17 protein-coding genes and 2 tRNA genes are annotated in these 18,968 nt (G+C 38.6%); 6 read left to right on the top strand and 13 right to left on the bottom strand.

What is annotated here, in order from left to right:
• The first annotated feature begins 30 nt into the window (after positions 1 to 30).
• Positions 31 to 2,940 carry an ATP-dependent DNA helicase gene (locus Q8Q95_01220; protein ID MDP3764221.1) on the top strand — a complete coding sequence of 970 codons (2,910 nt, stop codon included), beginning with the start codon at positions 31 to 33 and terminating at the stop codon, positions 2,938 to 2,940.
• Here the strand turns inward: Q8Q95_01220 and Q8Q95_01225 are convergent, their stop codons facing one another.
• The 3 genes from Q8Q95_01225 to Q8Q95_01235 all read right to left on the bottom strand — a co-directional run bounded on the left by Q8Q95_01225 (position 2,941) and on the right by Q8Q95_01235 (position 7,174).
• Positions 2,941 to 4,122, bottom strand: coding sequence for a sigma-70 family RNA polymerase sigma factor (locus tag Q8Q95_01225; protein ID MDP3764222.1), 1,182 nt, complete (start codon positions 4,120 to 4,122; stop codon positions 2,941 to 2,943).
• A 209-nt stretch (positions 4,123 to 4,331) separates the two neighbouring features.
• The gene (gene dnaG, locus Q8Q95_01230; GenBank protein MDP3764223.1) at positions 4,332 to 6,083 is read right to left on the bottom strand and encodes a DNA primase; all 1,752 of its coding nucleotides are present in this window, start codon (positions 6,081 to 6,083) and stop codon (positions 4,332 to 4,334) included.
• Positions 6,084 to 6,307: 224 nt separating this feature from the next.
• Complete coding sequence (locus Q8Q95_01235) at positions 6,308 to 7,174, bottom strand: hypothetical protein (GenBank protein MDP3764224.1); 867 nt, start codon at positions 7,172 to 7,174, stop codon at positions 6,308 to 6,310.
• A 152-nt stretch (positions 7,175 to 7,326) separates the two neighbouring features.
• Here Q8Q95_01235 and Q8Q95_01240 point away from each other — a divergent pair, with 152 nt between their 5' ends.
• The 3 genes from Q8Q95_01240 to rpsR all read left to right on the top strand — a co-directional run bounded on the left by Q8Q95_01240 (position 7,327) and on the right by rpsR (position 8,699).
• Entirely contained in the window at positions 7,327 to 7,788 is a 462-nt protein-coding gene (locus Q8Q95_01240; protein MDP3764225.1) for a 30S ribosomal protein S6, read from the top strand.
• 75 nt (positions 7,789 to 7,863) lie between these two features.
• Positions 7,864 to 8,361: a single-stranded DNA-binding protein gene (gene ssb / locus Q8Q95_01245; protein ID MDP3764226.1), complete on the top strand. Its 498-nt coding sequence runs from the start codon at positions 7,864 to 7,866 to the stop codon at positions 8,359 to 8,361.
• A 95-nt stretch (positions 8,362 to 8,456) separates the two neighbouring features.
• A complete protein-coding gene (gene rpsR, locus Q8Q95_01250) occupies positions 8,457 to 8,699 on the top strand; it encodes a 30S ribosomal protein S18 (protein ID MDP3764227.1) in 243 nt (80 codons plus the stop codon).
• Between the two features lie 63 nt (positions 8,700 to 8,762).
• On the opposite strand, the gene Q8Q95_01255 is transcribed toward rpsR, so the two are convergent.
• The 5 genes from Q8Q95_01255 to Q8Q95_01275 form a co-directional block, all read right to left on the bottom strand.
• Positions 8,763 to 9,629 (bottom strand): RNA polymerase sigma factor RpoD/SigA, encoded by an 867-nt coding sequence (locus tag Q8Q95_01255; protein MDP3764228.1) that lies wholly within the window; start codon positions 9,627 to 9,629, stop codon positions 8,763 to 8,765.
• A gap of 106 nt (positions 9,630 to 9,735) precedes the next feature.
• Complete coding sequence (gene recA / locus Q8Q95_01260) at positions 9,736 to 10,767, bottom strand: recombinase RecA (GenBank protein MDP3764229.1); 1,032 nt, start codon at positions 10,765 to 10,767, stop codon at positions 9,736 to 9,738.
• Positions 10,768 to 10,925: 158 nt separating this feature from the next.
• On the bottom strand, positions 10,926 to 11,585 hold the full coding sequence (locus Q8Q95_01265) for a helix-turn-helix domain-containing protein (GenBank protein ID MDP3764230.1): 660 nt from the start codon (positions 11,583 to 11,585) through the stop codon (positions 10,926 to 10,928).
• A 202-nt stretch (positions 11,586 to 11,787) separates the two neighbouring features.
• On the bottom strand, positions 11,788 to 14,070 hold the full coding sequence (locus Q8Q95_01270; protein ID MDP3764231.1) for a DNA translocase FtsK: 2,283 nt from the start codon (positions 14,068 to 14,070) through the stop codon (positions 11,788 to 11,790).
• Positions 14,071 to 14,165: 95 nt separating this feature from the next.
• The gene (locus Q8Q95_01275; protein MDP3764232.1) at positions 14,166 to 14,840 is read right to left on the bottom strand and encodes a transposase; all 675 of its coding nucleotides are present in this window, start codon (positions 14,838 to 14,840) and stop codon (positions 14,166 to 14,168) included.
• A gap of 134 nt (positions 14,841 to 14,974) precedes the next feature.
• Here Q8Q95_01275 and Q8Q95_01280 point away from each other — a divergent pair.
• Both Q8Q95_01280 and Q8Q95_01285 read left to right on the top strand, forming a co-directional pair.
• A tRNA-His gene (locus Q8Q95_01280) sits at positions 14,975 to 15,052 on the top strand.
• A 99-nt stretch (positions 15,053 to 15,151) separates the two neighbouring features.
• Positions 15,152 to 15,257: transfer RNA gene (locus Q8Q95_01285), tRNA-Ile, on the top strand.
• Between the two features lie 39 nt (positions 15,258 to 15,296).
• On the opposite strand, the gene Q8Q95_01290 is transcribed toward Q8Q95_01285, so the two are convergent.
• Genes Q8Q95_01290 through Q8Q95_01310 form a run of 5 tightly spaced genes read right to left on the bottom strand, consistent with a single transcriptional unit; the run spans position 15,297 to position 18,879 of the window.
• Positions 15,297 to 15,755, bottom strand: a complete 459-nt coding sequence (locus Q8Q95_01290) for a hypothetical protein (GenBank protein ID MDP3764233.1) — start codon at positions 15,753 to 15,755, stop codon at positions 15,297 to 15,299.
• A 36-nt stretch (positions 15,756 to 15,791) separates the two neighbouring features.
• Positions 15,792 to 16,262: a DUF3105 domain-containing protein gene (locus tag Q8Q95_01295; protein MDP3764234.1), complete on the bottom strand. Its 471-nt coding sequence runs from the start codon at positions 16,260 to 16,262 to the stop codon at positions 15,792 to 15,794.
• A gap of 4 nt (positions 16,263 to 16,266) precedes the next feature.
• Entirely contained in the window at positions 16,267 to 16,962 is a 696-nt protein-coding gene (locus tag Q8Q95_01300) for a DsbA family protein (protein ID MDP3764235.1), read from the bottom strand.
• A 58-nt stretch (positions 16,963 to 17,020) separates the two neighbouring features.
• Positions 17,021 to 17,815: a rod shape-determining protein MreC gene (gene mreC, locus Q8Q95_01305; protein ID MDP3764236.1), complete on the bottom strand. Its 795-nt coding sequence runs from the start codon at positions 17,813 to 17,815 to the stop codon at positions 17,021 to 17,023.
• A gap of 2 nt (positions 17,816 to 17,817) precedes the next feature.
• Entirely contained in the window at positions 17,818 to 18,879 is a 1,062-nt protein-coding gene (locus tag Q8Q95_01310) for a rod shape-determining protein (protein MDP3764237.1), read from the bottom strand.
• Positions 18,880 to 18,968 lie beyond the last annotated feature (89 nt).

An 18,968-nucleotide genomic window follows, 5' to 3' on the forward strand; every position in this document is an offset into this window, starting at 1 on the left:
CCATCTAAAAATGATTAAATGGTAACCAATATGGATCTCTCTAGATTTAAAAAAGAACTAGGCGCCTTAAACCCCGAACAACGCCAAGCGGTGGAGACAATTGAGGGACCGGTTATGGTTATAGCCGGCCCTGGTACGGGAAAAACACAAATTTTAACTTTGCGGATTGCTAATATTTTAAACAAAACCGACACCAACCCCGAAAATATTCTAGCTTTAACTTTTACTGAATCTGCTACCGCCAACATGAGGCGTCGTCTAACCAGTTTGATCGGTACGCCTAGCTACTACATTAATATCCATACTTTTCACGGTTTTTGTAACAAGCTTATCCAAGATTACCCAGAAAACTTTCCAAAAATAATTGGCTCCACCAATGCTAATCAAGTAGATCAAATACAAATTATTAGAAAGATTATAGACGAGCATGGTTTTAAGAATTTGAAGCCATTCGGTAGTAAGTATTATTACGTTACCGAAATACTAAAAAACATCCGCCAATTAAAAAGCGAAGGTATTGGTCCTGTTGAATTTAAAAATATAACTTCTAAAATAAATCTCGAAGACCCCAAAGAGGAAAAAAATACCGAACGCTTAAAAGAACTATCTTTGGTATATAAAAAATATCAAGCCGAACTTTCAAAAAGAAAGCTATACGATTTTGAAGATATGATTTTGGAAACCATAAATTCGCTCAAAAAAGATAAGGATTTTTTGTTAGACCTTCAAGAAAAATACCAATACATATTAGTAGACGAACACCAAGACACCAACGGCGCCCAAAATAAAGCCTTAGAGCTTTTAACCAATTATGATGAGAACCCAAACTTGTTTGTGGTAGGCGACGAAAAACAAGCTATTTACCGTTTTCAAGGCGCTAGTTTAGAAAACTTTTTATATTTTAAAGAAAAGTTTAAAAAAGCGAAATTAGTAGAATTAAAACAAAATTATCGCTCTACCCAAAAAATATTGGATGCCTCACATAGCTTAATAAAAAAAAATATAGCTGTCTTGGCTTTAACCAAACTCCAAGCCCAAAAAGGCAGGACCGACCTTCCTAGAAGGTCGGTCCTGCAGGTGGCAACCTGCGCTACACCCGAAATAGAATACCTTTTTATAACTCAAAAAATAAAAGAACTTCTAAGGCAAAAGGTTGAAGCTAGCAAAATTGCAATCTTATATAGAGAAAATAAAGATGCTTTTTCTGTTTCCGACTTTTTAACTAAACAGAATATAAAACACGGCATAGAATCCGATGAAAACATATTAGAAGATATGGATATTAAAAAACTAAATATTCTTTTTGATGCCATAGAAAACTTTCCTTCTTTAGAATTTTTAGCTCCAGCCTTACACCTAGATTTTTTAAATATAAACCCCTTAGAAGCTTATAAAGCCATAGAATCAAAAGATTTTAATAGTTCGCCTAATGTGTCTAACCTATTTAAAAAAATAGGTGAGCTTAAAAAATATAGCCGTAATAATGTTTTTGTTAAATTTTTTGAAAAAGTAATAAACGATACTGGTTTTTTAAAAAACATACTGGCCGAGGCCAATTACAACGAAAGATTAAATAAACTTCATGCTTTGTTTAGCGAAGTTAAAAAAATAAATTTTGCTAACCACAATTTTTCTTTACCAAACTATCTAAATCATTTAGAAATTTTAAGGGAACATAACTTGCCTATTCAAATTAAAACAAAAACATTACCCGCAAATGTTCGCTTAATGACGGCTCACCGAGCCAAAGGCCTAGAATTTGATTATGTATTTATTATAGGCGCCTACAATGGCCATTGGGGCAATAAAAGAAATATGAGCCATATAAAACTCCCCATAAAAACAAGCTTTGATGCTGATAAAATAGAAAAAAACGAGGATGAGCGCAGATTGTTTTATATGGCCATCACTCGAGCCAAAAAAGAAGCTTACATAAGTTATTCCACTTCTTCGTTTGACGGCAAAGAGCAAGTGCCTAGCCAATTTATAAACGAAATCGATCCCGCCTTAAAAGAAGAACATATAATTGAGCAAAATCCAGAAATTAAAAAAATTGTACTAGCTTCAATTTCTAATAACAAAGCACCAAAAACAAATGAAAAAACTTTTGTGGTAGATATATTTTTGCGCCGTGGCTTCTCGCCTACCTCGCTAAATAATTATTTAACCTGCCCCTGGAATTTTTTCTATAACAATCTGCTTCGCATACCCAAAGCCCAAGCCAACTATTTAATTTATGGCAACGCCAAGCACAAGGCCTTACAGCTTTTTTTTGATGAGAAAGAAAAAAATAAAAAAATAGGCTCTAAATTTATAATAGAAAAATTTATAGAAGATTTACGAAATTACCCTTTAATACCGAAGGATCATGAAACCTTGCTTAAAAAAGGAATAGAAAGTTTAACCGCCTATTATAATTTTTATAAAGATTCTTGGCCCGAAAAAACAGTAAACGAATACAACATTAAAGGAGTTAGTTTTAACTTAGGCGCGCAAGAAATAAAACTAAGCGGAAAACTAGATCGCTTAGAACTAAAACCAAATAGCCCAGCTGTTACAGTAGTAGATTACAAAACTGGAGCCGCCAAAAGCCGAAACGAAATTTTAGGCAACACCAAAAACGCCGATGGTAATTATTTTAGACAACTTGTTTTCTACAAATTGCTTTTAGATATGTTACCCAACAAAAAATATAATATGCTGGCTGGTGCAATTGACTTCACTGAACCCCTCGACTCCGCTCGACAAGGCTCGGGGCAAGCCGCTCGGGGCAAGCCTGCCTTTAAAAGAGAGGTTTTTGAAATTTCTAACGAAGAAACAAAAGCACTTAAAGAAACTATCACTAAATGCGCAAATGAAATTTTAAACTTAAAATTTTGGAACAAACTCTGCGGTGAAAAAGATTGTGAATATTGCGAGTTAAGAAAGTTAGTTTCTTAATTAATACTCCCTCAACTTATGAATCCTCTCGTGGCCACGTATTTTGTCTAAGGCTTTCGCTTCTATTTGACGTATGCGTTCGCGAGTTACGCCAAATTCTTTGCCTACTTCTTCTAAAGTATGCGTCGCCCCATCTTCCAAACCAAAACGCATTTGTAATATTTTTTGTTCGCGGGGCGAAAGATCGTCTATTATAGATTTAATTTGATCGCGCAATAACTGTTGAGCTGCCACTTGCGAAGGCAATAAAGTTTTTTCGTCTTCTATAAGTTCGCCCAAAGTGCTGTCTTCATCGCTATCACCCACTGGCGACTCCAAAGAAACCGCTTCTTGCGTAATTTTTTGAATATGCCTAACTTTGGTTACGTCCATATCCATTTCTTGAGCAATTTCTTCGGCTAAAGGTTCACGGCCCAAATCTTGAAGCAGTCTTCTTTTAACTTGAGTATATTTAGAAATTGTTTCCACCATATGCACCGGAATACGAATAGTGCGCGCTTGGTCGGCCAGAGCTCTCGTGACTGCTTGGCGAATCCACCATGTAGCATAAGTAGAAAATTTATAACCCTTAGTATAATCAAATTTTTCTACGGCTTTAGTTAAACCAATATTTCCTTCTTGAATTAAATCAAGCAAGGTTAAATGCGAACTCCTACCCACGTATTTTTTGGCAATCGAAACCACCAAGCGCAAATTCGCTTGGGTTAATTTTTGCCTAGCTTCTTGATCGCCTTTTTCTATTCTTTTAGCAAGTTCAACTTCCTCTGGACCGCGTAAAAGTGGAACCCTGCCTATTTCGCGTAAATAAATTTGAACCGAATCAAATAATGGCCCTAAACCTGTATGAGAATCTGATTTTTTTGTTTTTTCTTTGCCGGGTACCAAATTTAACCTTTCTTGCGCACTGATTATCTTTATGTTTATAGATTCTAAGTGGCGATAAAGATGTTCCAAACCAGAAATATCTTGCTCGATGTTGGGAAAAGTTTGAATAATTTCCGATTCGGTAATAAAACCCCGGCTTTTGCCACGCCTAACTAAATCGGCTAGTTTTTCTTCGGTCACAACTGGCACCTTAACTTTAGTTTTTGAGCGGCGCTTTTTAAACTTAACTCGTTTCTTAGAGATCTTTCTTGGTTTGACTTTTCTTTTGGACTTTTTAGATTTATTTTTTTTTGCCATATTTTTCTATGAATTAAATGAATAGTTAAAAATATGTGTCCGCAGTAGCCTTGCTTGGTTCTTTATCGTTACTTGATAAATGCGGGCGAAGGCGGGCCATAAATTTTTCTAAATTTGGATGCAAATTCAGCTAAAAATATGAACACCTGCCGAACCTGCCTGCCGGCAGGCAGGGCTCCTAGGGAGCGAAGGCGGACATCATAAGTTAGCTACAAATTTAATAATTTTTGAGTAAGTTCACTAAACTCTATAAGCAAAAGATTCAAAGCCTGGCTGTCGCCATCGGCTTCAGCTTTTTTTATATCGGCTTGAATAACTTTAAGCTTGGATTGCAAACTTTGTTTTTTTAAACTAACAAGAGTTCTGGCAAATTCGTCTGCCGGATCTATATTAAAATCGGCTATTAGCTCGCTCATAGCAATTAAGCGAGAATCAGCCGAGTCCGGAATTTTAGCGTCGTTATTTGCCAGCAGACTTTGGGCCAGCGAAAATAAATTTGGCTGGGAGAATAATTCTAGCTCCTCATTGCCAAGGCGGCCTTTTAAGTCTGGATATCTTAGTATTAAAGATAACAGATACTCTTCTTGACGTAAACCCGGCAAATCTTTGGGAGAAATAATAGCTTTAGATAAAGCAATATTTGGAACCTGCGGTTTTTGATTAAAATCCTGAATAACTAACTGTCTTAACTCTAAATTTAAAACGTCTCTAGCTATACCGGCCTTGTGAGAAAGTTCTTCCAACCAATAATCCCTATCTAATGGCGAAATAATACTTTTTATAAATGGCAAAACATTGGCTAAAACATTTTTCTTAGATTCCAAAGTTCCAGAAAAATCTTTTAAAGATCTATTTATAATATGCGCTAAATACGGCACCGGTTTTAAAACCGATTCACTCCAAAGTTTTGGATTTTCCTTTACAGTATCGGCCGTGTCTTTGCCCGAAGGAATAGAAACTACCGAAACATTTAAACCCGAAGCTATCGCCATATTAACGCCCTTTTTTAAAGCACTATCCCCCGCTTCATCGGCATCAAACGCCAACATTAATTTTTCGGTGTATCTTTTTATTATGCGCGCGTGGCTTCCGCCAAAAGCCGTACCACAAGTAGCCACCACATTTTTTACACCAGCCTGATGCGACATAAGCACATCCATTGTGCCTTCGAGAAGTATACAACCTTCGTTTCTAATATACGTTCTAGATTTATCTAAACCATAAAGCGCTTGCGATTTGTCGTATAAAATGGTGCTTGGAGTATTTACATATTTTCCGGCATCTTCGTGCACAGTCTTACCTTTTACTTTTTCGAAAATTCTGCCCGTAAAGCCAATCACCTGCCCTTGACTATCGGCTATAGGAAACATTATGCGGTGTCTAAACCTATCGTGATATTCACGCGTGGTTTCGCTTTTTACAGCCAGCCCCGATTTATCTATTTCATCGTTGGTATAACCTTCGGAACTTAAAAAATTATGTAACGATTGCCAAGTATCAGGCGCCCAACCAATTCTAAAGTTAGTTAAAGATTCTTTAGTTACTCCTCTTTCTTTTAAATATTCTACTGCCCCTAAACCTGGGCGAGATAATAACTGGCGTTCAAAAAACTTTGTAGCAAGTTCGCAAACTTCGTAAATTCTTTTTCGTTGCGAGCCTAACTGCACATCTTGATCGCGTTTTATTAATTTAACTCCGGCTTTCTCGGCCAGCATTTTTAACACATCGTAAAATTCCAAACCCTCCATTTTTTGCACAAAAGAAAAAATGTCTCCTCCTTCACCGCAACCAAAACAATGCCAAATCTGTCGAGCGGGCGTTACCACAAACGAAGGTGTCTTTTCGTGATGAAAAGGACACGAGCCCTTCCAGTTAGCACCAGCTTTTTGCAACTTTAAATAGCCCTGAATAACTTCGGCAATATCTAAACGACTTTTTATGTCTTCAACTTGAGAGGTCATGCTGGAATTATGTATCAGAAATCGGGAATTAGGAAGTCTAATTTGACATAAATAGCTAATCAAGCACTCTCTTATGTTAAACATCCAGTGTTTAACATTGAGGTACATGATAATCCCTTTCAACTCGCAGACTCTGTTCAGGGTATTTATTCAACACTTAGTGTTGAATAAATAAAAGAGAGGCTCCTGTTTAGAAACCTCTCTAGGTACTACTTACTTCTTGTTCAGTTGGTGCCGACCAACTCGGCCTCTTCTTCTGCTTCGAGATGGCCATTGCCGACGGGATCACCATCAACCCCGATCTCGCCTTCAGCGAGGTCTTCGACCACCTCGGCAGTGGTATTGCTGTCGACGAGGCCTTTGACAACCCCGATCCCACCGAAGTTGATGTTCACCAGCAGGGCTTTCACTCCGAAACACACGGAGACGAAGTCCCTACCGGTTTCGGTCGGAGGCTCGAAACCGATGTGGTCGAGAACACTGCGAAAGTCCTCTTCCACGAATTTCCCCGCGCCTTTGAAGACGAAAGTGAGAAGATTCCTCACCACACTTCCTCCGCCCTGCATCTGGAGCGCATTCGCGAGCCAGACGACGGAGGGGAGTATTAACCCCACGCGGGTTGCCATCTTGAGCGTCTTGATGGCGTCGTCGCCGAGACCATGCCTCTTGAGTCCCGCCATTTCCATGCTCTCGTCTTGGATCCGCTCTCTCCGCGCTTTTTGCGTGGCATCATCACGGCTATACCGCGCACAGCCGTTATGATCGAGGTAGCACGTAATCCAGCACTCGAGCTGGTGACCACCACTTCCTTCCTTGTAGCGGAAGATCTGGCCGGGAGCGAGAACCATTCCACTGGCTTTCGCCTGAGTGTAGAGGAAAGTCAAAATCTTATCTCCCGGACAAAGAACACCGTACCCTCCAGTCTCTTCGTCTCTCAGGACCATGACCTCCTCTTTTCCGATGGCCGTCTGGCGCATATGCACGAACTGCTTGCGCTCGTTCGCAACATCCGCCTGGCGAACTATCTTGTTCGTCTTGGCACTCATAGCAAAAACCTCCTTATTGAAAAACCCCTGAATCGCGACCGTCATAGGCCGTCGCCGCCTATATTAAGAACAATTATGTTTATAAGTATAGTCTATATCATAACTCTTGTCAAGAGCCACCCTTAAAATCTCAAGGGTGGGGTTGAAATCACTCATTTTTATTGACTATACTCAACAAAACTGATAAACTCTCGTCAATGAAACTATACGAACTATATACTGTTTTAAAACCATCTTTAAACGAAGATGGTCTCAATAAATTTGTTTCCGAAACAACCGAGGCCATGGCTAAAGGCGGTTTTGGAATCACATTTTCTAAAATAAAATTGGGAGAATATTTGCCGTACCCTATAAAGCACTGTATTCAAGGTCATACCGTAGATCTGGAACTTTCCGGCGCAGAAGAAAGTGTTTTTCCTCCAGAAATTGAAATTAAATTACGCCACAGCGAAAATATTTTGCGCTACCTGCTTTTAGCTAAATCAGAAAAAATGTTAAAGAAAACAAAACCCTTGCCTGTTTTTGAAGCACGCCCATACAGAACCGAAAGAAGACAATTACCTGTTTTAGAAACTGCTCCGATAGTTGTACAAAAAGAACCGCCGGTAGAAATTAATACAGAAGAAGTTGATAAAAAAATAGAAGAATTACTTAAATAGCAAGATTAGCTTATTAGATCGTTAGCTTCCTAGAAAATTCCTAGAAAGCTAAAAGCTAAAAGCTAAAAGCTAAAAATGAATCTTAACAAAATATTTGTCCTGGGCAATTTAACCCGAGACCCCGAGGTGCGTTCTCTGCCATCGGGCGGAAGCGTGGCCAGTTTTGCGGTAGCCACCAATAGAGTTTGGAATGATAAAAACGGGCAAAAACAACAAGACACCCAATTTCATAATGTTGTTGTATTTGGCAAAATGGCCGACATCTGCGCTAAATATCTTAACAAAGGCAAAATGGTTTTGGTGGAAGGCAGAATCCAAAACCGCAGTTGGGATGCGCCAGATGGCACAAAAAAATATAGAACCGAAATCGTCGCCGAAGGCATTCAATTAGGGCCAAAAACAGCTGGCGAAACAAGCGGAGCAAGTTTTACATCTAATAGGCCAGATACTCCCGTAGCCAATAAACCACAAGGACAAAACCAAAAAGCCGCCTCGCAGAATGCGCGGGAAGAAAATATACCTATAATAGAACAGGATGCGGAAGAAGTTGATATTTCGGATATACCATTTTAAACTGGATACTGGAAAGTAGAAGATGGTAGGTAGAGAATGTGGGGGTCAAAGATTTTCTCTGACTATAATCTGCTTTCTACACTCTAAAAATCTAAATGTATAAACCACATACCAAAAAACAAAAGGTAGAAAAAAAACAGTGCTATTTTTGCACCAACGATATTGACGTTGTGGATTTTAAAGAAGCGGCTGGGCTTAAAAGTTTTTTAACCCATCAATATAAAATCGCTTCTAGAACTCGTACCGGCAACTGTTCTAAGCACCAACGCCGAGTGGCTAATGCCATTAAGCGGGCTCGCATCGCCGGCTTACTGCCGTTTACGCAACATAAAAGGTAAGCTTAATAAGTAAAATCCCGCATCTTTTTTAGTTAAAAAGGTGCGGGATTTGTTTACACGAGATTAAAAAAGAACTTCTAATTTATTTCTAGCAAAATGAGATCGAAGTTTACCTAAAGCACGTTCTTTTAGTTGCCGAATTCTTTCCCTTGTCAGATTTATATTTTCGCCTATTTTTTCCAAAGTTTGAGGCTCGGCGCCGTCCAAACCATGATAACGTTTTATTATATAATATTCTCTGTCGTTTAAACACTCTCTTACAGCAACAAGAATGGCATGGCTTCTCTCCTTAATTTCAATACTTTCATCTGGCAAAGGGTCATCATCTATCAGGTTATCCAAAAAAGTCATGTTGCCATCATCATTTACTTCGTAATTTAGAGAAATGGGTTTCTGTGATATTTCTCTTAGGTCATCTATATCTTCTTTAGTTTTTAGTTCGCTTTCCGAAAGAATTTCTTCTATTTTAGGAATCCGACCTAATACCTGAACCAAACTCGCTTCAAGTTTATTTAATCTGTCTAATTCACCAATCTTATTTAACGGCAAACGAACAATGCGCGCATGCTCCGCAAGAGTTTGGAGAATTCCTTGCCTTATCCACCAAACTGCGTAAGAAATAAACTTAAAGCCTTTGTTACCGTCAAACCTTTGAGCAGCTGTAATCAAACCGCTATTACCAGCTTGAATTAGATCGCTAAGAGGCAAACCCTTGTTAATATATTTCTTGGCCACATCCACCACAAAACGAAGATTATTCTTAATTAGTTCGTTTAAAGCCTCTTCATCTCCAAGCTTTATAAGCTTGGCAAGTTCTTGTTCCCTTTCCGCTGGAAGACCTCCAGAGTTTTCTATATCACGAAAATATATATGAAGAAGATCAGAATTACCATCAAAAACACCCTCAATTGGATCGTCCCCACGAGACATATTAACCTCCTTTTATTAAAGAACTATCTTTGGAAACAATGCCTGCATCTTAAAATAAAATCAAGCTATAGTCAAAAGCCCTGATTATTCTCGGAGCTTTTTTGCTTTAGGCTATTTGAGTTTCTATAGACTTCTTTTTTATTTCTTCCACTATTTCACTCGAGATTTTAATATTTTCTTTTAAATAAGCTACCGAGGCTTCGGTGCCTTGCCCTATTTTTTGCCCAGCATATTGATACCACGAACCAGATTTATCTAAAACGCCCAAGCGAACGCCGGTATGCAAAATGTCGGCTAAAGAAGCAATACCTTGATTATACATAAGGTCAAATTCGGCCTGCCTAAACGGCGCTGCCACTTTATTTTTTACTACTTTCACGCGCACGCGGTTGCCCACAATTTCTTCTTTACTTTTTAATTGAGCAATACGGCGAATATCCATTCTTATAGAAGAAAAAAACTTTAAAGCGTTGCCGCCCGGCGTGGTTTCGGGGTTGCCAAACATAACACCAAGCTTCATACGAATTTGGTTTGTAAATATAACAGTGGTACCGCTTTTAGCCGCAATGTTCGTAAGCTTGCGTAGTGCTTTAGACATTAACCTGGCTTGCAAACCCATCTGCATATCGCCCATCTCGCCATCTATTTCGGCTTGTGGCGTTAAAGCCGCCACCGAATCTACCACCACCACGCCTACTCTGCCCGATTTTACTAAAGCCTCTACTATATCCAGAGCCTGCTCACCATTATCCGGCTGTGAAATCAAAAGGTTATCTGTATTAACCCCAATTTTTTTGGCGTAGTCTGGATCAAGCGCATGTTCCGCATCCACGAAAGCTGTTAAACTGCCGCGCTTTTGGGCTTCGGCCACTATGTGCAAAGTTAAAGTTGTTTTGCCAGAACTTTCAGGGCCATAAATTTCTACTATTCTGCCTTTGGGTATGCCACCTACACCTAATGCTAAATCTAAAGATATGGAACCAGTTGGTATGGCTTCCACATCTACTTTAGGCGCGTCGCCCAAAGCCATTATGGCACCCTCGCCAAAACGCTCTCTAATTTCTTTGACTGTTTCCTGCAAACCTTTAATTGATGATTTTACTGAAATATTTTCCTCTTGAGTTATTTTTTTAGCCATACTTACTAAATTTCGAAATTCGAATATCGAAATCCGAAACCCTACTTCGCTAAAGCTTCGTAGGGCACAGCAATATCACTTATTTGGATTTGCTTGCCCGCCGTAGTTTTAACAGAGGCGGGTTTCGAATTTCTGATTTCGTGCTTCGAATTTTATTTTTAAGGATTATAAGTTACGCGTTTAATTTCTTTATTTTCTTTTCCAAATCTGCTAACTGCTTTTATTTCGAATGTATTAATACCATTGAGCAACTCTATCTCTTTAACGAACGAGCCGTCTTCACCCGCAAAAATCGTTTCATTATTTATTGTTAAAACCGAATCCCGCGAAACCTTACCCTTAAATTCTAGCTTGGGATTATCCACAATAGTATCGCTTTCAGTAGGATAGTTCAAATTTAAATCTGGTTTTTCTAGAATAACTTTAAACTGCCAGCCAATATAAAATAGCACAAAAACACCGACAGTACCCAAAACAAGCCATCTAAAAGAAACTTGTTTTAAGAAATTTAGGCGGTTTAATATTTTATTTTTTGGTTTAGGCAAATCAACATAGCAAATTTGCTGCCACTCGTTTTCATAACGCAAAGCTAGCTCGTTTTCGTCTAGACCCACCACTTGAGCATATTTTTTTAAAAAACCTTTTACATAAACTCCCGAAGGCAAATCGCACCACTCGCCTTTTTCAATTTTTTTTAAGTGCTTGGCCGGAATACCGGTCCTGGCTACTAAATCGCCAAAGCGAATTTTTAAAAACAGCCTACGTTCTGTAAGATAATCATTTAGTTTAAGATTGTCTTTGGTATAAGCGATGGGCACGTTACAAAATTAAAATTTAAATATAAAAATTAAAAATTATCGAGAAACTATAAGATCAGACTAGCATCACAGAGACTAAGTATCAAGATAAACCTTATAAACTTTTCAAATATATTGTTAACACTTTTTGCCCGATCGAGGGGTGGTTGTTAACAATAAAAAACCACTCTTCGATTAGACTCAGAGTGGTTTTAAAAAACTATTAGGAAAAATTTTCTTTGTTTTCCTCTTCTGTGTGTATATCTATAGCTTCTGGTGGAACTTCTGATTTTACTAAAACCTCTCTAGGTTTAGCCCCTTCACCGGGACCAATCATGCCTTGAGCTTCTAGAATATCGAGTAATCTTGCGGCGCGGGCGTAGCCGACTCTTAATCGTCTCTGGAGTAAAGAAGCCGAAGCTTTACCAGCCTGCATAATAGCTTCTTTGGCTTGGAGTAAAAGTTCATCTTCGTCACTAGAATCCATTTTATCAAAACTTACACCGGTAAGTATTGGTCTATGATCTGAGACAGCTTTTTCCAAACCAAGCGCTTCTTCTGGATTAGCATCAGGCGCGTCTTCGGGTAGATTAGATCTTATAAACGAAACAACTTTTTTAACTTCTTTTTCCGAAACAAAAGTGCCTTGAATACGTTTGGGCTTGGGCGAATCAGAAGTTACAAAAAGCATATCGCCCATGCCTAAAAGTTTTTCGGCGCCAGCCGAATCTATAATTGTCCGTGAATCTATTTGCGAAGCCACCGCAAAAGCTATGCGCGTGGTAATGTTAGCTTTAATTAAACCCGTAATAACTTCTACCGAGGGCCGCTGTGTGGCTAAAACCAAATGTATGCCCACCGCCCGCGCCATCTGCGCTAAACGCACTACTGTAGCTTCTATTTCACGCCCGTAAGTAGACATTAAGTCGGCCAGTTCATCTATAATGATAACCAAATAAGGCATTAAATCGTCGCCTTTTTTAGCATCAACTTGAGAATTAAAACCGCCAATATCTCTAACTTTTTTTTCGGAAAGCAGGCTATATCTTCTTTCCATTTCTGAAGTCGCCCATTTTAAAGCCGACACCGCTTTTTTAGGCTCTACTATAACTGGGGTTAAAAGATGCGGAATACCATTATACAAAGTTAATTCAACTCTTTTAGGATCAATCATTATAAAGCGTAAAATTTCTGGCGAATGTTGATACAGCAAATTAACAATTAACGAATTTATGGCTACGCTTTTACCCGAACCCGTGGCGCCCGCAATAAGCAGATGAGGCATTCTGGTTAAAGCCGACCACATCGACCGGCCAGAAACATCTTTGCCTAAACCAATATTTAAAAAGTTTTTATGCTCCGAAGCCTCAAAACCCTGAAGCAAAGCTTTTAAACGCACCACCATAGATTTTTGATTGGGTATTTCTATGCCCACTAAAGATTTTCCCGGAATCGGCGCTTCTATTCTTAAAGATTCTCCGCCTAGGGCTAAAGATAAATCTTTTTGCAAAGCTAATATGCTAGCCAGTTTGACTCCAGTGGCTGGTTTTAAAGTAAACTGGGTTACCGCAGGGCCAATATTAACTTCCGACATTTCTACCGGAATATTAAAATTCTCTAAAGTTTTCTGAATAATTATGGCATTGCCCTTAATGTCGCCCGTCACCGGCATAGAGCCTTCGTCTTCTAATAAATCTAATGGTGGAAATTTATAGTTAACGGAAAGTGGCAACACACTAAATCCGCTCGCCATATTTTCTTGTTTCTTTTTTGAAACCTCATCTGACTTGGCCATTACTGACGTACCTTGAGGAGAATTTATAGTGACAGTGTCTTCAGCCGGTTTGGGCGCTTCAACTTTTTTAGCGGTTTGAGGTAGTTTAGCTTTGCTGGCTAACGTTGCAATTTTAGTTACTAAACCTTTTTCTAAAACTAATTTTTTTTCTGGAATCATTTCGCCATTTTCGTCCGCCTTAAAAACAAATTTTTCTTTTATTTGATCTTTCAAAGGCAAACGAAAAACAATCAACATAGCCGAAAAGAAAAACGCCACAAAAAATATTAAAGAACCCCAAAAACCAAACATCTGCCTAAACGGCCAGCCAAAATAATAACCCATTTTACCGCCAGCCTGATTTTGCGAAAATATTTCCATCAAGCCCAAAAAACTTAAAATTAGAACACTGCCCCCGATTATAGTGGAACCTAATATTTTTTTCTTGTCGGAAGTTAAAATAAAAAACGACATTAAAAACATCGTTAAAGGCACAAAGAAACTACCGGAACCAAACATATAATCGGCACCGGCTGTAATGGCTTCGGAAAAAGATCCCGACAAGCCAAAGAAAGCTAAGGTAGTTACCAAAGCCACAGCCAGCAAAAGAACGCCCACTACGCTTCTTTTAACGCTTGATTCTAAATGGAGCCAAGAAGTTGTTCTTTTTGGCTTTTTTACTTGAGATTTTTTAAGATTTTTAATATCCTCCTTTTCTTTTTCAGCAGGCATTAGGTTTAATCTATTACTAGAAAATAATAACATACAAAAAAGCCAAATAACAACAACGTTTTTCAGGAAGGGCGGTCCTTCCGATAGATTTCCTGCTATTTTTGGCAATCTTTATAGGAAAGCCAATCAAGAATAAAATCATCAAAGTCCTTTACACCGTCGAAATAATCTGGAAAAGCTTTTTTGTTGATAATTTTTTGCTCTAATCTTTGAACACCTACATAATCAAGATAACTGGAATAATTATAACCATTTAAAAAATTTTGGGCCGCTAATTTATTTTTAATACCAGTTTCTTTCCAGTTAGGTTCAATCAACTTAATAGAATTTAAGTGTGTATAGGCAAAAATATATTTCAGATATTCATCTCTTTCAATATGTTTTGCTTGAAACCTTCCCTGAAATAAAGAACCGCTACGATCATGTCTTTTATTGAAATACATGGAATAACCGGTGGATACTTTTCCCATAAATTTAGAGAGTCCACCTTCTACAGTTTCTCTTGCAAGTAAATGGAAATGATTCGGCATTAATACATGTGCGCCTAAAGCAGTAATATCATCGCCAGTATTTACATCAAAAATATCTGGGAAGGACCGCCCTTCCAAAAGAAGCTCATTGATATCTACACGGTCATTGTTATTACAAAGATAAAGGAGCATCAAAAAACGTCTATATTCGCCTGTAGATTCAAATATAGTCCTCTTATCCACACCTCGATTGTAGATATGATAATATTCCCCTACAGAGAAAGTGAATTTACGTTGCATTCAATAATTATAATTCCTTAGGGTATTTATCGGAAGGGCGGTCCTTTTTAGGCCTAGGGTTTGACACAGGATTGGCTATGGTTTAGACTGATTTTTACTGTTCTTCATGATAAAGTTCTTCATGATAAATAAGTGTCGGGGGTAGCTCAATTGGTCAGAGCGGCTGACTGTGGATCAGACTGTGTCGGTTCAAACCCGGCTCCCCGGCACCAAAATTTAATGGGCGTGCGGCTGAAAGGACTCCTCTGGACAGTTGGAGAAATCCGATTGAAGCTGGTGTCAGGAAATCCAGTCACGCCCACCAATCGTGTTCCGCGGTAACTCAGAGTGCTGACTTAAGGGCCGCAAGCCCCGGCCGGTTAGAGTGCCTAGCTGATAACTAGGAGGTCGTTGGTTCGAATCCAACCCGCGGAGCCAAAAACAAATCCCGCTTAGGCAAAAACGCCAAGCGGGATTTTATATTTTTTCTAACCATTTTTCTTTACCACAAACTAGGCAGATGACTCCGTGCAAAGCCTCTGATTGATTTTCTACTTCCCAAATCACAGATCTTGATACTGGAAGATTTATCTTTGCCGTATAACCTAAAAGTAGGGTCTGATTCTGTCTAACAAAATCAACTATACTCATAACACCAAGCTTAATCGCTTCAAAAAAGAATCCAGAAATAAAATCGGTGCGTGCGCCATAATTAACTTCAGATTCCCAAACAAAGACATTCTCTTTTAGTTGAAAAAAAATAAGAGGTAATGAGTCTTTAAAAATAACTGCTCCTGGCGGAGCATCTTCTGGAGTATTTGCTATAAAAGTAAAAACCCTATTAACTATATCCATCTCCGGAAAATTAATAATGATCACGCCAGTATATTCTCTAGATATTTTTGTAACAGTAGAAATGTCCAGCAATAGAGACATGGCCTGCCTTCTTTCTTTTTGTTTTAAAGAACAAAATTATTTGTACACTTTTATAAACTTTAAAATTCTGGCTTCGTCGTAATAATCAAATTTATCTAACCTACCCCAAGCTGTTAAAGCAATAAGCTTGTCGTTGTTCGTTCTTGGGGTCAAAACCACACCTGTTTTGTATTTGGCCACAATATTTTTTAAACTATCAATAATTTCTGGCGGGGCATCAGGGTGATAAGAAATCCAAACACCGCCAGCCACCAAGTTAGCTATTAAAGTTTGATCCGGCAATTCCTCGGTATAAACCCCCCAGTTAGCTTTATCGGCATAATGCCAACCAGAAACAGGCGGGCTGGTAAGATATATTCCCGGTAAAGGTTCGCCCGGTTTTATAACTTCGTTAGGTTGAATAGGTACAGCTTCGCCTGGTTTTTCTGAAGGTGATTTGATAAACCAAAAAATACCTAGGCCGGTTAATAAAACTATTACTAAAATTGTGATTCTTTTTCTGCTCACTAAATTATTTTAAATATTTATCTATAGCAACCTTAAACTGAGCAAATGGGTTTGATCTATCCACCCCCACAACTAACTCTCCATTTATAAACGTTGCTGGCGTACCAGAAACACCAACTGAACGACCATAATCTGTATCATCTTTAACGGCTTGGGTATATTTTCCAGTATCCAAACAAGAATCAAATTCCTCGCTGTTAAAACCTAACTCGCTCGCAAATTTTTTTAAATTTTCTTTACTAAAAGCGCCCTCGTTTTCGCCTTTTTGCCTATTTAATAATAGGTCGTGATATTGCCAAAACTTGCCTTGATCGTTAGCGCATCTAGCCGCTTCAGCCGCCCAAAAAGATTCTGGACCCAAAAAAGCGAAATCGCGCCATTGCATCTTGGCTTGGCCATTCTTTATATATTGTTCGCGTAATATGGGTTCTACATCCTTAAAAAAGAATCCGCAAAAAGGGCACTGATAATCGGCAAATTCAATAATAGTTATCTTGGCTTTTTCGTCTCCCAATACAGGCAAATTGCCTAATTCAACTTTAACCGGTTTTGCGCCAATTTGGGCTGTAGTATCAACATTACCCGTACCCCTAAACCAAACCGCGCCAGCCACCAAAAGACCGGCTACTACAATAGATATGGGAATAGATAAAGAACTTTTTAAAGGAGATGTGTTGTTTGTTTCTTGTTGTGGTTCCATATTAATGAAATATTTTAATTATTTAGAAATCTTAGCAGGAAAAAATATAAATAAGCAACTATTCGGAAATAACTATAAAAACCTGTTTTAAATCCTTGGTATTAAAAAAGGGTCGCACTAAAGCTTTTTTAAAAGGAGCAGAATCACTGCTACTGACCTTGGTAACTTCTCCTACTAAAAAACCTCTTTCAAAAAAACCATCAAGCCCGGAACTCAAAAGAACTTGTCCGCTCCTTAATTCTGATTCTTTTAATACTAAATCTAAATTGAGAGCTCCGCTGGCCGAACCCGTTATCACACCCTTGGCTCCACCATCTTCCGAAACAGCCGTAACCTTGCTTTGGGCCGATGTTATTAAAATAATTCGACTTTCTTTAGCCAGAGCTTCTTTAACACGCCCCACCAAAATATTTCCCGAAAGAATAACCGAGTTGCCAACCTTAACACCATCTTTAGCGCCTTTGTTTACTAATAAAGAATCTCCGGCTTGAAACGGATCCAGAGACAGGGTATCGGCCAAGATTATTTTTTTAGATTCTTTCTGGCCCAAACTTAAAGCTTTTCGCAAAAAATCATTTTCTTCTTTTAACTGCAAAATTTTAAAATATTCTCCCCTGAAAAAATCCTTTTCACTTTTTAAAAAAATATTTTCTTTTATTAAATTTCTTACCCCAAAAACATTTTTAAATAAAAAACTGCTTTCTTCACCTATATAAAAAACTGATTTGGTGATGGGCGCCACGCCAAATCGGTTTAGCAAGTTTACTGAAAAACTAAAGAAACCAGCTTTATCTAAAAAAAATAAGATGGTCGCCGTAAAAAGAGTTATAACAATTTTCTGCCAACTAGACATAATTAATCTTTCGGCGCAGTAGTGTAGTCCTTTGAGACTAAAAGTTCTCTATATTTTTCTGTATCTTCTAAAACTATACCCGTACCACGAGCCACCGCGGTTAAAGGATCATCGGCCACTTTAACCGCAATGCCTGTTTCCTTGTTTATTAATTCATCTATGCCGCGCAGTAAACTGCCGCCGCCCGCTAAAACTATACCCCGCTTCATAATATCACCCAAAAGTTCGGGCGGAGTCTTTTCTACAATTTCCCTAACCATATCCACAATAGTTTTAACGGATGGTAATATAGCTTTTTTAACGTCTTTGGAAGTTATAATAACCTCCTTGGGTAAGCCAGTTATTAAATCGCGCCCGCGCATAGTGGTTTCAAGTTTTTCACTTAAATCTATAACGCTACCCACTGCTATTTTTACCTCTTCGGCCGAACGAGGTCCTAAAAGTAAATTGTGGTCGTCGCGCGCCAATTGAATAATATCTTCATTTAGTTTTTCGCCCGCTATTCTTAAACTTCGCCCCGCCACTAAACCACCTAAAGAAATAACCGCTACCTCCGTGGTGCCACCGCCGATATCTACAATCATATTGCCCAAAGCTTCCTGAACAGGCAATCTGGCGCCTAAAGCCGCCGCCACAGGCTCTTCTATCAACATAACTTCTCTAGCGCCGGCATTGCGCGCCGCTTCTTCTACCGCTCTTTTTTCTACTTCGGTTACACCCGATGGAATTCCAATAACTACCCGAGGCCGAGGCACCATATAAAAAGACTCACCGTGAACTTTTTGGAAAAAATGCTTAAGCATCTGCTCGGTCACTTCAAAATCAGAAATAACGCCATTAGCCAAAGGTTTAATCGCTACAATATGATTAGGTGTTCGGCCCAACATTTTTTGGGCTTCTCGGCCAATAGCTAAAACCTGCCCTGTTTTTTTATTAACCGCAACTAAAGAAGGTTCGTTAACCACAATGCCACGATCCTTAACATAAATAAGGGTGTTGACTGTTCCCAGATCAACACCTATATCTTTAGCAAAATGACCAAAAAATTTATTCAGTAAATACATAACACAGAATTTCTAATTTCCAATATCTAAATCCTAAACAATTTCTAAATTCTAATTTTCCAGAATATATTTGGAGCATTGTGATTTGA

The sequence above is a fragment of the bacterium genome, assembly GCA_030697795.1.
Classification (GTDB): domain Bacteria; phylum Patescibacteriota; class Minisyncoccia; order JACQLN01; family JACQLN01; genus JACQLN01.